Source organism: Bradyrhizobium sp. UFLA05-125 (assembly GCF_059803515.1).
Genome location: NZ_JBANBJ010000081.1, coordinates 25,956 through 39,995, shown reverse-complemented (window position 1 = coordinate 39,995; position 14,040 = coordinate 25,956). Strand labels below are relative to the sequence as shown.

The window sequence follows — 14,040 nt, the reverse complement described above, 5'->3', positions numbered from 1 at the left end:
TGCGTAGTACCGCAGCACATGGAATCCGGATCATGCCGAACACAATCAGCCGAGATGGCGACAGGCTCCGCATCGACTGGCCCAATTCTCGCGCGGTCCGGCTTCTGGCGGCGCTGCCGTTGCTCGCGGGCAGCGGTTACCTCTTTTACTACGTCGGCTTTGCAATCAGAGAAGCTATGATCGGTCGTCGAGATTGGCACGATGATTTGACGGCAATGCTGGTATTCGCGGGGGTCGGGCTGGTGATCGGCGGTCTCGGACTCGTCGTGGCTCTCTTCAGATATTGGGTCAGCATCGACGAAACGCAACGGCAAGTAACGATCGTGCGACAGATCGGCCCCCTGGCCTTTCGCAGAGGCCAGCCGCTCGCGAGGTTCGACAAGATCAGTGTTGCCGAGAATTACATCGAGTACCAAAACAAGGTTTACGACAAAAGCTATGTTTACACCTATGACATAGCCCTGTGTGGCTCCAAGAATGTGCGCCCCATCGAATTGGGGTCTTTTTCCGAGCCGAAGCCAGCTGAGCAATTCGCACGCGACGTCGGGTTTGCGCTTAACCTGCCGGTCGTCAATGTGATTGGCCAACCTCCGGATGACCCGGATCTCGTTGACGCTCCCGAAGTCCACCGGTGAATGAGAGCCGCGGTCCCCGGCGCCGTTGAAATCTTCTAAACGACGGACGCGACAAGGATCAGCATCGAGCCTTCTGATGCGACGACCGTGCGGTACGTCCGCTTCCGAGCCCCGTTCAGACGAGCACACAAAGTTCGGCGCTCCGTCAACAACGAGGCGCCAAGGGGCTTGGCTCGAGCTTCTGGTGGTCGGCTATCGCAATGACACAGGCGGGAGCCGCTCACAACGCTCCGGCAACCCTCCCGGGGCGAATCGTCGCGATCGGCTGGATGATCGCGTCCGTCATCGCCATAGCGGTGTTCACCGCCGGTATCACCTCCACTCTCACGCGCAGAGAGCTCCAAGGCGCGGTCCACAGCTTCAACGACTTGCGATCCGTGCGCGTCGGCGCCGTCGCAGACTCTGCGACAAGCGACTACCTCACTCGCCAGCAGCTTTCCTTCCGGGCATTTCCAGACGTCCAAGCCGGCCTGTCCGCATTGAGTAGCGGATCGATCGATGCCTTCGTGCATGACAAGCCGCTGATCGCCTGGATGGTTCGAAAGGACTTCCCAGCATCCGTCCGGGTCGTCGACACCAGCTTCAACAGCGAAAGCTATGCGATCGTGCTGCCGAAAGGCAGCGCGTTGCGGCCGATGCTCGATCTGGCCGTGCTTGATCAAATCGAAAGCGAGTGGTGGCAGCAGACGCTGTTCCAGGCCCTTGGCAATGCACGATCCCGCTAGTGCATCGCCCGTCCCGCTGATGCTGCTAGTCGAAGGATACCATGCCCGCTTCGCCGTCGTCAGGCACGCGCACCCTTCCCAGTGTAACCGCGAGCAATATGTAGGCAGCGCAAGTCCACAGTGACTGCCAGTTTGCCGACCCTTCGTTGAAGCCTACGTAGATCGCCGCTGCCAGGAAAATGCAGGCAAATATCGATTCCGCCACAGGGCGAATGCCTTTCTTGGGGGGATTGAGCAGTGCAACAGCCGCAAAAGGCACCGCCGCCATGGTGAGAGGCGCAAAAGGAAAATCAATGAAGCGCGGGTCAAGTACAAGGCCGAGTGCGGTCATGGTGCCGATCACGATCGTTACGATCAGGGCCAATCCGTACATGATCGGCGGCATTTCAGTCCGGTAGCTCCTCGGACCCAGCAATTCCAGAAAACTGGGCGATGCGCGACCCGACATAAGGACGTTGGCGCCACACACCGGCGACGCAGTTGCCGCCACCAGAAGCGAGCCCCACAAAAGCCAGCCACCCGCTCCGTAACTTTCATAGAACATTCTTTGCGCGGCCACCCCAAACAGGATTCCGGCAGTGGTCGCCGAAATTCCAACCGCAAGCCATGAGACGAGCCCGCGCTCCCTGGGCTTGCGACGCAAGGTCAGCCATGCCGCGCCGAATATCAGGGTCGCCAGCGCCATTCCGCCGCACATTTGCAGCTTCCAGAGCGGAAAATTGCTGATCGGGATGCCGGGCGGATATTTCGGCGTGCGCTGCACGGAATCGAACAGGCCCCAGGATCCGCCGACCGTCCCCTCGATCTCCTGCTTCCACGATTCATCGTAGGCCTCGAACAGATTGACGCGGAAATTTTCGCGCCGGGCAAGGTCGAGAATCTCGGAGACCACACGGGCCTGATTGACGCGCGACGGCAGCGCCGATTCACGCATCCGCCCCTCGCTCGGCCAACCTATTTCTCCGATGAGGATTTCCTTGCCCGGAAAAGCCGACGCTATCTGACGGCGGATCGTATCGACGTGAGCGGCAGCAAATTCAGCTCGGATCGGAACATTTTCCCAGTATGGCAGGATATGAACCGTGACGAAATCGACTGCATCGTAAAGTTCGCGATTGCTCAGCCAGAACTCCCAGACGTCGGCATAGGTGACGGGGACGCTAACCTGTGCCTTGACCGAGCGGATCGTGGCGACGAGGTCGGAAACCGTTATGTCATGACGCAACAAAGTCTCGTTACCGACCACGATCGCGATGATGGTCCCTGGATATTCCTTGGCGAGACGTATCGCCGTTGCTATCTGCGTCAAATTCTTCTGCCGGTCCCGATCAAGAAAAATGCCCTGAATGACCTTCAGGCCGGCCTTGGCCGCAAGTTCGGGAATTTGATCGAGACCAAGATCGGTCGCATAGGTCCGGATGCAGTCGGATATCTTCGCAAGCTGGGCAAGATCTTCCGCGATCTGTTCCCGCGACACCTGCGTCGCCGACGAAAGTGAGGTCTGACTGCTGCGGAACGGGGAATATGATATGCATTGCACCTTGTCGTTCGGATCGATCGGCGCGCGGGGCAAGCTGACTGGTATGCCCAGCCACCACCACACCGCGGCGATGGCGCTCAGGGATATCAGGAGAAGCGTCAGCGGCGTGCGGCGATCGAGCTCGTGGTCACACGCTAGGTGTGATGTCTTCTCGTTCGCTGCGATCCGCCGGGCCCGTCGCATCGCTTCAAACGTGCGACTGCAAGAGCGACTGCAGAGAAAGGAGGGAAATCAAGAGGTTGTTCTCTTTCATCGGTTGCTCCCGAGTTGATTTCAAAAATGCTTGGAATAACTGCAAGCCCGGTGGCCCAAGTCAAGATCTAAGCCGCGCCGAAGGCGCTGACGGAGCTCGAGGTATCCGAACAACCGTTGTGGTCGGCTGAGCGAGCAGCGAACGCCGATCTTTTATCGTACACGATCGACCGGCCGCGGAAACGAGCCGTACTCACAACGCCTCCAGAGCATCGCGCGACGGCAAAACCGGCAGCCAGGTCGGGATACGGCGCTTGGCGAGCCAATACGGCCGCCAGAGCGACAGCCAGGTGTCGCGATCGAGCGGCGCCGTGCCCCATTTGCGTTGCGCCATGTCGATCTTCGACAGGTCATGCGTGTGCAGCCACCGGCGCGCCGCCCACCACAGCTCGCGTGACACATCTTTGTTACCAACGCCCTTGAGCTCGACGATGTTGGGAAGCGGATCGCGATAACGGCAGGCGACCTGCAACGTCGCGACACGCTCGCCATTCCGCCTGACGCTCCAGAGCCGCGAGCGATTGTGGGCGAGGTTGTGGCCATAGGTGCGAAGGCAGTTCCTCATGGCGACAGCCTCTTCGGAGATCGAGGAGATCGAGTTCAAGGGAACGAAATCGTATCCTGCCACGTGACCCGACTCGAGCCACATGTCGCCGATCGGCTGAGGACCGAGGTTCGCATGCAACGCGATTTTCGTCCGCCAGTCATTTGCGGCAGCAAGCGCACGGACCAATGTGCATGTTCGGCATCCACGGCCGATCGATCAGCGCGTGTCCGAACGTTGCCGGCTCGACGGAAAACCACGACCACAGACTGACGAGCCGCAACCGCGCGGGCTTGATGCGCCGCGGCTCGCCGATGCATTCACGCGCAATCCACACCGCCGCCGCCTCATGCGCGAGCTCGGCGACGTCCGTGACGGCCTGGAGCCACATCGGCGCGAGCTTGGGTGAACGCGGAATGTGGTTCGCGATTTGCCGACGAAACAGCTCACCGTCGGGGAGCCCTCTGATCGCATGCACGAATGCCTCCGGTGGCAGCCTTCGCAGCCACATCGGCACGCCGGCCGCTGCTGCAACGTCCGCCAAGGCGACGCCATCGATCGCGCGCGCGCGCGCGTGCGCAGGATCGAGCCCGGCGCGCGGGATGGTCAGCGCAAAGAGCAGCGCAGGAAAGCTCGCTGCGAGGTCCGCAACGCGCGGATGGCGCGCGGCCATGGCGCGCACTGCTTCCTGAAAGCGGGGATGGTATCTCCGGAGTCGACGTTCGAGCATGTTCGAACGCCCGGCCCCCCGGGTGGGACCAGGATAAGGGACGAGGTCATGACGATGGTTTCCGCGAGCGCAGACGCAAGGCGTCAGCAGGCAGATTCGACGAGTTGGGTGTTTTGAGATCTCACCGGGACTAAAATCCCGGAGCTTGCGCTAATTATCGCGCAGCGAACCCGGGAAGCGCGCAATCGTAAACATGGTCGCCTCCTGCAATGAAGTTGCGGTGCGTCCCTGTACCTTGTTCTGTGTCCAGATGCAACTCCAGCGCGATTACCGAAGGGCGCCAACGAACTACTCGTCCACCTCCAGCCCCTCCCCATGCACGTACCACTCGGCCCGTGACGCCCACTGCACATGCCGGTCCGGCGTTGTGCCGAGTGGCTCGTCGAATGCGCCGGCGTGGATGATCGCTTCGCGTCCGCTGCGGGTGAGATGCGGCATGGGGCTGCCGCAGATCTTGCAGAAGGCGGTCGCAAAGCTTCGCGCCGTCGGCAGGTCGTAACGCGCGACGGATGCTTCGCCGCGCAGCCATCGCAGGCTGGAGGCCTTTACGATGACTTCGCAGGAATGCGCTGACCCGGTTGCCTTGCGGCAGCGCGAGCAGTGGCAGTTCAGGAAGCGATCGAACGGGCCCTCGATCTCGAAGGCCACTTCGCCGCAGAGGCAGCTTCCCCTAAACGCGGCCATTATGGTCTCCTCATTCTCATCCTAGCCGGCTTTGGCCGCCAATCCTTGCAGTGCATAGAGCCAGCCCAGCAGCGTTGCGACCGACAGCAGTGTGGTGATCGAGACCGTGGATGCGACCAGCGAATGGTCCACCTTGTAGGCGCCGGCCAGGATATACGCCGTTTTCGCCGTCGGTACGGCGGCGCAGATGACGGCGGCGATCGTGTAGAACGGATTGAGGTTAGAGGCCACGCACAGCCCGTACACCAGCAGCGGCATGAGCACGAGCTTGACAGCCGCGAGCACGAGCGAGGCCTTGAGGTTCGCGCGCACGCCTTCGATCGAGAGGCCGAGCCCGATGGCGAAAAGGGCACATGGCGTGAGCGCGGCCGCAAAAATGTTCAGGTAGGCTTTGAGCGGAGCAGGAATCGGCAGGCCCGTGATCGCCCAGGCAAGACCGATAACCGTCGAGAGCACCATCGGGTTGAGCAGGATCTGCTTCACGAGCGTAGAGGGGGCTGCCGCGCCCGGCGCGCCGCGGCCGCTGCTCTCCAGGAGGATGACGGTCACCGGGAACATCACCGCCGCGACGAACACGGTCGCGATGGCCGCGGGCAGCACGGCCGGCTGTCCGTAGATCGAATGCAGCACCGGCAGCGCCACGAAACCGGTATTGGTCATCGCTGCGGTCATGCCCTGCATCGTGCTGGAGGCGAGGTCGCGGCCGAAGGCCATGCGTACGACGAGAAAGACCAGCGCGAAGCACAGCATCGATCCGCCGCCGAAGGCGAACAGGAAGCGCCATTCCAGGAGATTGCTCGCCGGCTCCTGCGCGATGGTGACGACCAGGAGCGCCGGCATCGCCACGTTGTAGGCGAAATGCACGAGACCATCGGCCAGCGACCGCGAGATGTAGCCGAGCCAACCGGCGAGCCAGCCGGTGACGATGATGGCAAATACGGGAAGGACGAGGCCGGCGACTTGCATCCTGGTTCCCCCTGGCTGATGCGCTGATCAGGCCCGTGATATCACCTCGGGGCATGCGACCCGGGGTTGTCTGGGCTATACTAGATCAGATTCCGGATCAACTTCCAGGAAACCGCATGTGGGGTCCGCTCAGCCGGCGTGATGCGCTCCTGCAAACCGTGGGGCTTGCGGCCGCGAGCATGGCCACCACCATTCCCATGTCCGGCCGGGCGGCATCGTCGCTGGCGCCGCCGCGCTGCCGGGAGGTCGACGGTGCATTGTCGGCCAGCGTCAGCGCGCAAAAGATACCCGGCGTGGTGGCGATGGCCGCGAACGAACAGTCGGTGCTCTATGAGGGCGCCTTCGGCCTGCGCAACGGCGATGCGGCCTCGCGCATGTCGACTGATACGATCTTCCGCATCGCCTCGATGGTCAAGTTGCTGACATCGGTCGCGGCGCTGCAACTCGTGGAGCAGGGCAGGCTGCATCTCGACGAGCCGGCCGCCAATATCGATCCGGCGCTGGCTGCGGTTCAGGTGCTCGCCGGTTTCGATGCGAAGGGTGCCCCGCAACTGCATCCTCCGGAGAGGCCGCTGACGTTGCGCCATCTGTTGTCGCACACCTCCGGCTTCAGCTATTTGCTCTGGGATCCGAAGGTCGCCCGCTATCTCAAGGTCGCGCGCGGCAAGCCGAAGCTGCCGCGCATGCCGCTGATGTTCGAGCCTGGCGCAAGATGGGCCTATGGCGGCAGTCTCGACCGCGTCGGGCGCATGGTGGAGATCGCTAGTGGCGAGCCGCTCGAGCGCTATTTCCGCGACCACATCACGGGTCCGCTCGGCATGAACGACACCGTCGTCGCGCTCGATGACAAGCAGCGCGCGAGAGAGGCCAGCCTGTTCGTGCGGGATGCCCGGGGCAAGCTTCTGGTGCAGCCGCTGGAAAAGCCGGATGGCAGCAAGGTGTTTCTGGGCGGAGGCGGCATCTATTCCACCGCGTCCGACTACCTGGTCTTGCTCCAGGCCCTGCTGGGCGGAGGAAGCCTGCGCGGCAACCGCATCCTGCAGCCTGCGACGGTTGCGTTGATGTCCGAAAACCAGATCGGTAATCTCGAGGCCGGCATCCTCAAGACGACCAATCCGGCGCTCTCGAACGACGTGGACTTCTTTCCAGGCGCCCATCTGCGATGGGGGCTGGGCAATATGATCAACCTCGATCCCGTCCCGGATGGCCGGAGCGCCGGCAGCTTGACCTGGGCCGGCCTGTTCAACACCTACTACTGGATCGACCCGGCGAAGCGCCTCGCGGGCGTCATCATGATGCAGATACTGCCCTTCGCGGACCGCGAAGCGCTGAACGCCTATCGCCAGTTCGAGCACGGGATCTACCGCGCGTTGCGGCAGTCCTGATCTTTTACGGCGCAAGCGCTTGCGGCATGATCTGCAAGTGCGATCGCACTCTGCGCTCACCTCGAGGTCAATCATGTCTTCCAGAATCCCACCTGCGCCTGCCGACGCAGCCTCACGCCGGGCGGTCAAGCCGACTGTCGTCTATCCCGCCGGTTCAATGCCAAGGCCGGATATGGCCGCCCTGGAATCTGCGCGGCGGACGATGGTCAAGACACAGGAGATCGTGGTGCCGCCGCGCGACGCCCGCGCGTTTCGCGTCTCGCGTGGCCAGTTCTTCCGCATCGTCAGCATCGAGGGCCCGCAAGTCGGCGACCTCAATCTCTGGAACGCCCACGACCTCTCCGAGCGCTTCTTCAGCGGCAAGACGCGCGCGCTGCATGCGACGCATGTCGGCGCCGGCGACCGGCTGTGGAGCACCATGCCGCATCTGAGGCCGATGGCGACCATCAGCCATGACACGCTCGGCTGGTACGGTTTCGACACGGATGGCGCCGGCATCCACGACGTCATCGGCACGCGCTGCGATCCCTACACGAACCTGCTGGGCGGCACGTCCTACGATTTCTGCTGCCACTCCAACCTGTCGCGCGCGCTGGCCGCCGAATTGAAGACGGACGCCCGTGCCGTCGAGCATCACGTCCACGACGTGCTCAATGTTTTCATGTGCACCGGCTTCACCGGGGATACGCACCAGTATTTCATGAAGGCCAGTCCGGTCCGTCCCGGTGACTTCATCGAGCTCTTCGCGGAGATCGATCTGCTCGGCGCGCTGTCGGCCTGCCCGGGCGGCGATTGCAGCGCGACGCATTCCAGCGACGTCGCGGCCTGCCATCCACTCAAGATCGAGATTTTCGAGCCGGACCGGACGACACTGGGCACCTGGAAGTGGCCGTTGCCGAATACCTACCATCGCGGCCACGGGAGTGATCGCTGATCGCCGGGAACCAAACCCGCTGTCCGCGCGTCATTGACGGGTTCCCGTGGCTCCTGCCGGTGGCAGGAGCCGGCGACAACCAGAAGGGGGAAATCATGAAAGCGCTCTTCGTCACTGCTTTGGTCACCGCGATCGTTGCCGGCGTTGGACTTGCCCGTGCCGCTGACGGATGTGGCCCCGGTTGCCACGCCACCATCTCTGGGGCGTGCGTCGTCGATGGATGGGGAAGCGGCGCGCGCGTCTGGAACGAATGCCCCGCGGGGGCGCACCCCCGGCGACCCTGTCCATCCGGCTACTTCTGGAGCCGGCGAATGCGTGCCTGCTTCGCCAGCGATTAAGCCGGTCTCACTTCGAAACGAAGCTCGGCGTTCCCGAGGGCCAGCACCGATGGCGGGAGGTCGTCATGTCCGCGGTGGCGAAGAAATGAGGACCGCGACCGATCGCGGGCCAACGCTGTACGAGTTGGAGACGTACGGCGGTGCGTCCGCCTCCTCGGCGATATCGTTCGGAGTGTCCAGCGACGTGTCCACCACGCGCTTCCAGGGCGATGACGCCGGGAGATTGAAGCTTAGCGCGTCCCAATACGCATTGAACATCACGAAAATGTCGACTCCGCTCGTCGACGCGCCCCTTAGGTGGAACGCCAGCGAGTGCGAGCCGCCGCCGAGATCGGGATCGCCGTCGGTGCCGTGCCACGTGCAGTCGGTGCCCCACCCGGTGCTCCTTGCGATCACCGGATGGGCCTTGCGGAAGCCGATCATCGTGCGGAAGAAGCGCAACACGTCGGCGTTGGTTTCAGCGAGGTCCCAGTCGAGCCATGTAGTTTCGTTGTCCTGGTCGTAGACGTTTGGATTGCCGTTCTGGCTGTGCATGAACTCGTCACCCGCAACGAACATCGGCACGCCGTTCGACAGCATCAGCAGGCAGCAGAAGTTCTTGACCTGCCGCTTCCTCAGCGCCACGACCTCGGCGGGCACGTTATTGTTGCCTTCGTGACCGCAGCCCCAGCTGCGCTGGTCGTCGTTGGTGTAGCTCACGAGATCGCAGAGATTGAGCCCGTCATGGCAATCGACGAAGTTGATGCTCTGCGTGCGCCGGTCGGCGTCAGTCAGCGTGTCCGGAAACAGGTCCGTGCTGCCGTAGAGGCGGGTCATGAGATCGGCGACCAGGCCGCCATCGCCCTTGACGAAGCCGCGAACGGTGCTGCGGAAATGATCGTTCCATTGGCACCAGGACCTGCCCGGAAACGCACGGCCCATCTGATAGCCGCCGCCCGCGTCCCACGGTTCCGCGATCAGCCTGACATCCGCGAGATCATGATCGCCGGAGATTTCCACGACGATCGGCGGATCGTCGGAATTGAGCGAGCCGTCTTCGTTGCGGGCGAAGATCGAGGCGAGGTCGAAGCGGAAGCCGTCGACGCCGATCGACGTCGCCCAGTATCTGAGGCTGTCGACGACCATCAGCCGCGGCGCGGGATGCGCCGTGCGCAGGTCGTTGCCGCATCCGCTGAAATTGACGTAGCTGGAGAAGTCGGTTGGCGACAGCGCGTAGTAGGTGGTGTTGTCGATGCCGCGGAAGCAATAGGTCGGGCCGCCGTCGCCCATCTCCGCGGTGTGATTGTAGACGACGTCGAGCAGCACCTCGATGCCGGCCCTGTGCAGCTCGTCGACCATCAGGCGGAATTCACGAAGCGCACCCTCCGGCGTGCCAGCCACGCTGTAAGGCGCGTGCGGCGAGAAGAAGTTGAGCGTCATGTAGCCCCAGTAATTGTTCGTCCCAGGCTCGAACTGGTGCACGGGCATCAGCTCGACGGCGGTGATGCCGAGCTCCCTCAGATGCGGGATTTTTGCGACGACGCCGGCAAAGGTGCCGCGCTGCTCCTCAGCGACATTCGAATTGGCCCGCCGCGTGAAGCCGCGCACATGCATCTCGTAGATGATCAGCTCGTGGTCATGGCGCGGCGCCGACGGCCGCTCCGGGGGCGGGCTGGTCGCGCCATCAGCGAGCAGGCCGAGCGGCGCCTTGCCCTCATTCGATCCGGCCGCCATCGCCGCATCGCGGCTGAAAGCGGGCGGGAAGAGCACGCCTTTCGCATAGGGATCGAGCAGCACCTTGTCGCGGTCGAAGCGCTGCCCGTTGCCAGGGTCGAAAGGCCCGTCGACCCGATATGCGTAATATTTTGCGTCCGCGATCACATCAGATGACACCCGCATGTGCCAGACGCGGCCGGTCTTGTTGGCAGGAAACGAGAAGGGGAGGGCGCGAAGAGGTGTCGCGAACACACCATCACGATAGAGCAGGAGTGTGACCGCAGTCGCATGCTTGGAATAGAGCGCGAAGTTGCAGCTTTGGTTCGCCTCGTTGCGGGCGCAGCCGAGCGGCCAGGGCAAGCCCTCGCTGCTTTCCGGATCCGCCATGACGATCTCCGATACGGCCGCCGACGGCGGGCTCCATGCTCACATCAAGATGGCGTCTTGCGGCGATAAGAGCCCACCGGGATGACAATGTCGAGACCGAGCGATAACAGCGTGCTGCTCGCGTCTGGTTCGATCGCGCGAAACGTTGCCTTGGTGGCACGGCCAGCCGTTTCGTGTCATATTCCAGCGGCAGGTGCGCGTCGGCAGTTGCAGGGCCAATCAATCAACAAGCGCTGGAGGAGCGTTGGGGGATGTCGAAGCGGACGACGGCCGCGGTCTGGGTGCGGAGCATCGCTGAATTGCTTGCCGCCGAGGGGCTGGATGTCGCGAGCCTGTTTGCGGCCGCCGGCATCGATCCGCAGGAGCTGGAAGGCCCGAGCGCGCGGCTCGCCACCGAGAAGATCAGCCATCTCTGGGAGCTCGCGGTCGAGCGTTCGAAAAATCCCGCTTTGTCGCTCGCGCAATATCAGATGGCGCGGCCGGCGGCGTTCGATGTGGTCGGTTACACCATGATGTCGTGCGCAGATCTGCGCGGTGCCTTCGAGCGGTTGAACCGGTACCTCCTCATCCTCAGCGACGCGTTGACCATGAGCATGACTGAGGAGGATGATTGCTATCGCATTGATTTCGTGCTGTTCGGCGGCAACCGGCCAATCCCGCGTCAGCGCATCGAGTTCATCTTCGTCACGGTGATCGGCTTCTGCCGCTGGATCGCGCGCAGTGACGTCAATCCGCGCGCCATCGCGCTCACCTATCCCTCGCCCGCGGATGTCTCGCCCTATCACGCCGCCTTTCGCTGCCCGGTCACGTTCAACGCCGAGCGCAACAGCGTGATGTTCGCGCGCAGCGACATGGACCTGGCGCTGCCGACCTTCAATCCGCAACTCGGCGAGCTGCACGAGCGTTATGCCGGCGAATATCTGCGTCACTTCGATCACGCGCTGACGAGCTTTCGGGTGCGCGAGGCGATCGTGCGACGGCTTCCCGACGGCGAGCCGAGGCGGGACGAGGTCGCCGTCGAGCTCTGCATGAGCGAGCGCACCCTCCAGCGGCGGCTGGAAGAGGAAGCGACCTCGTTCGTGCAGCTTCTGGACGATACGCGACGTGAACTGGCGGACCAGTATCTTGGCCGGCTGCATCTGTCGCTCGGGCAGGCTGCCTATCTGCTCGGCTTTGCCGACCAGAGCAGCTTTTTCCGGGCCTGTCGGCGCTGGTTCAAGGCTTCACCCGGCGAATATCGCAACCGCCTGCTGCACGGGGTACCGGCGACGTAGAGCAAATCGGTGAAGTGTGCAGCGGTTCTCCCTCGCGCCAAAGGCGGAGCGCGTTTGTGCGGAGATCATGCTCAGACAACGGCTTGAAGCGCGACCCGCGCTTTGGTGACGCGGGTGCGATGGAACCCGAATGCTTAAATCTTTGCTAAGCGGTTCGGGATAGTTTGGCATTTGAGCATTCTGCCAATTTTTGCGAGCACCAAGATGTTTTCCCGCATCAGTTTCAAGCTTGTCCTGATCGTCGCCATCAGCCTCCTCGGCATGATCGTGCTGGCGCCGATCGCGCTCAACACCATGCGTGCGCAGATGGTCGCCGACCGCCAGGCCAAGACACAGCAGATGGTCGATGTCGGCTATGGCATTCTGTCGCACTACCAGAAGCTCGAGAGCGAAGGGAAGCTGACGCGCGAGCAGGCCCAGGCCGCCGCTCAGGCCGAGATCAAGAGCCTGCGCTACGACAAGGTCGAGTATTTCTGGATCAACGACATGACCCCGAAGATGGTCATGCATCCGATCAAGCCCGAGCTCGACGGCAAGGATCTCTCCGGCATGAAGGATCCTGCGGGCAATGCGTTGTTCATGGGTTTCGTCAACGTCGTGAAGGGGCAGGGCGCAGGCTTCTACAGCTATCTCTGGCCCAAACCCGGCTTCGAGCAGCCGGTGGCGAAAATCTCCTATGTGAAGGGCTTTGCGCCATGGGGCTGGATCATCGGCACCGGAATCTATCTCGACGACGTCGACGCCGTGTTCCGCCAGACCGCGATGACGTTCGCATGGGTGTGTCTTGCCGTCTTCGCCCTGGTTCTCCTCGCCTCCTTCCTGATCGGTCGCAGCGTCACCAGGCCGCTCGCGAACATCACCGCGCTCACGGAGCGGCTCGCCTCCGGCGACAGCGCGTTCGACGTGCCCTATACGAGCCGCCGTGGTGAGGTCGGTGGATTGGCCAAGGCGCTTGCCGTGTTCAAGGACAATGCCGCGGCGGTGCACCAGATGCATGCCGAGCAGCAGGAGCTGAAGCAGAAGACGGACGCCGAGAAGCGGAAAGTGATGGTCGACCTTGCCGGCAAGTTCGAGGCCAGTGTCCAGGCCGTGGTCCGCGACGTCTTCACCGAGGCGCAACAGATGCAGCAGGCCGCGCAAGGCATGTCGGAAACCGCCGACAAGGCGAGCGCGCGCGCGAGCGTCGTCGCCGACGCCTGCAAGCAGGCTTCGAGCAACGTGCAGACGGTGGCCTCCGCCGCCGGCGAACTGTCGGCGTCGATCACTGAGATCAGCCAGCGTGTCGCACAAGCGGCACAGGTCGCCGACAAGGCTGCGACCGACGGCCAGCGCACCAACGAGACCGTGCAGGGGCTGGCTCAGGCAGCCCACAAGATCGGCGAGGTCATCGACCTCATCCACCAGATCGCCTCGCAGACGAACCTGCTCGCGCTCAACGCCACCATCGAGGCGGCGCGCGCCGGCGAAGCCGGCAGGGGCTTTGCAGTGGTCGCAAGCGAGGTGAAGTCGCTGGCAAGCCAGACCGCGAAGGCAACTGACGAGATCGGTGCGCAGATTTCGGCGATCCAGGCCGAGACCGATCAGGTGGTCGGTAACATCCAGAGCATCCGCGCCACCATCATGGAGGTCAACGAGATCTCCTCCTCGATCGCGGCGGCCGTGGAAGAGCAGGGCGCCGCGACGCAAGCCATCGCCGGCAGCGTGCAGGACGCGGCCTCCGGCACCAACCAGGTCTCGCAAAACATCTCCGGCGTGACGGAGGCAACCTCCGAGACCGGTCATGCCGCAGGCCAGGTGCTGCAATCGAGCGGCCGGCTGACGCAGAAGCTGCAGGCGCTGCAGCACGAGGTGACGGCCTTCGTTGCCGGCGTAAGGGCGGCGTAGGACTCCACCCCTCACCGTCACCCGAAAGCTTCACAAGCACTCAGGATGAGGGCTTAAGCGGGCTCTC

General features: G+C 63.1%; 13 protein-coding genes and 1 pseudogene. 8 read left to right on the top strand and 6 right to left on the bottom strand.

Going from position 1 to position 14,040, the window contains the following annotated elements; translation table 11 throughout:
- From SO156_RS39105 to SO156_RS39095, 3 genes and pseudogenes are all read left to right on the top strand, one after another.
- On the top strand, window positions 1-635 hold a 635-nt coding region (locus tag SO156_RS39105), incomplete at its 5' end, for a hypothetical protein (protein ID WP_498538487.1).
- A 158-nt stretch (window positions 636-793) separates the two neighbouring features.
- A pseudogene (locus SO156_RS39100) lies at window positions 794-1,006 on the top strand (ion channel); the annotation flags it as partial.
- A 6-nt stretch (window positions 1,007-1,012) separates the two neighbouring features.
- Entirely contained in the window at window positions 1,013-1,360 is a 348-nt protein-coding gene (locus tag SO156_RS39095; protein WP_498538486.1) for a substrate-binding periplasmic protein, read from the top strand.
- A 25-nt stretch (window positions 1,361-1,385) separates the two neighbouring features.
- Here the strand turns inward: SO156_RS39095 and SO156_RS39090 are convergent, their stop codons facing one another.
- From SO156_RS39090 to SO156_RS39070, 5 genes are all read right to left on the bottom strand, one after another.
- Complete coding sequence (locus SO156_RS39090; protein ID WP_498538489.1) at window positions 1,386-2,981, bottom strand: glycoside hydrolase family 17 protein; 1,596 nt, start codon at window positions 2,979-2,981, stop codon at window positions 1,386-1,388.
- A gap of 364 nt (window positions 2,982-3,345) precedes the next feature.
- Window positions 3,346-3,780: a hypothetical protein gene (locus tag SO156_RS39085; RefSeq protein ID WP_498538485.1), complete on the bottom strand. Its 435-nt coding sequence runs from the start codon at window positions 3,778-3,780 to the stop codon at window positions 3,346-3,348.
- A gap of 76 nt (window positions 3,781-3,856) precedes the next feature.
- Window positions 3,857-4,369 (bottom strand): hypothetical protein, encoded by a 513-nt coding sequence (locus tag SO156_RS39080; RefSeq protein WP_498538484.1) that lies wholly within the window; start codon window positions 4,367-4,369, stop codon window positions 3,857-3,859.
- A gap of 345 nt (window positions 4,370-4,714) precedes the next feature.
- Window positions 4,715-5,110 (bottom strand): GFA family protein, encoded by a 396-nt coding sequence (locus SO156_RS39075; RefSeq protein ID WP_498538483.1) that lies wholly within the window; start codon window positions 5,108-5,110, stop codon window positions 4,715-4,717.
- A gap of 21 nt (window positions 5,111-5,131) precedes the next feature.
- Window positions 5,132-6,076, bottom strand: coding sequence for an AEC family transporter (locus tag SO156_RS39070; protein WP_458146481.1), 945 nt, complete (start codon window positions 6,074-6,076; stop codon window positions 5,132-5,134).
- A gap of 116 nt (window positions 6,077-6,192) precedes the next feature.
- Between SO156_RS39070 and SO156_RS39065 the strand changes: the two genes are divergently transcribed.
- The 3 genes from SO156_RS39065 to SO156_RS39055 all read left to right on the top strand — a co-directional run bounded on the left by SO156_RS39065 (window position 6,193) and on the right by SO156_RS39055 (window position 8,733).
- Window positions 6,193-7,461: a serine hydrolase domain-containing protein gene (locus SO156_RS39065; protein WP_498538482.1), complete on the top strand. Its 1,269-nt coding sequence runs from the start codon at window positions 6,193-6,195 to the stop codon at window positions 7,459-7,461.
- A gap of 73 nt (window positions 7,462-7,534) precedes the next feature.
- Window positions 7,535-8,395, top strand: a complete 861-nt coding sequence (locus SO156_RS39060; RefSeq protein WP_498538481.1) for an urea carboxylase-associated family protein — start codon at window positions 7,535-7,537, stop codon at window positions 8,393-8,395.
- A 95-nt stretch (window positions 8,396-8,490) separates the two neighbouring features.
- On the top strand, window positions 8,491-8,733 hold the full coding sequence (locus SO156_RS39055) for a GCG_CRPN prefix-to-repeats domain-containing protein (protein ID WP_458146478.1): 243 nt from the start codon (window positions 8,491-8,493) through the stop codon (window positions 8,731-8,733).
- Window positions 8,734-8,796: 63 nt separating this feature from the next.
- Here the strand turns inward: SO156_RS39055 and SO156_RS39050 are convergent, their stop codons facing one another.
- Entirely contained in the window at window positions 8,797-10,815 is a 2,019-nt protein-coding gene (locus SO156_RS39050; protein ID WP_498538480.1) for a glycogen debranching protein, read from the bottom strand.
- Window positions 10,816-11,066: 251 nt separating this feature from the next.
- Between SO156_RS39050 and SO156_RS39045 the strand changes: the two genes are divergently transcribed.
- Window positions 11,067-12,089: an AraC family transcriptional regulator gene (locus SO156_RS39045; RefSeq protein WP_498538479.1), complete on the top strand. Its 1,023-nt coding sequence runs from the start codon at window positions 11,067-11,069 to the stop codon at window positions 12,087-12,089.
- Window positions 12,090-12,293: 204 nt separating this feature from the next.
- Window positions 12,294-13,973, top strand: a complete 1,680-nt coding sequence (locus SO156_RS39040; RefSeq protein ID WP_498538478.1) for a methyl-accepting chemotaxis protein — start codon at window positions 12,294-12,296, stop codon at window positions 13,971-13,973.
- The last annotated feature ends 67 nt before the right edge of the window (window positions 13,974-14,040 follow it).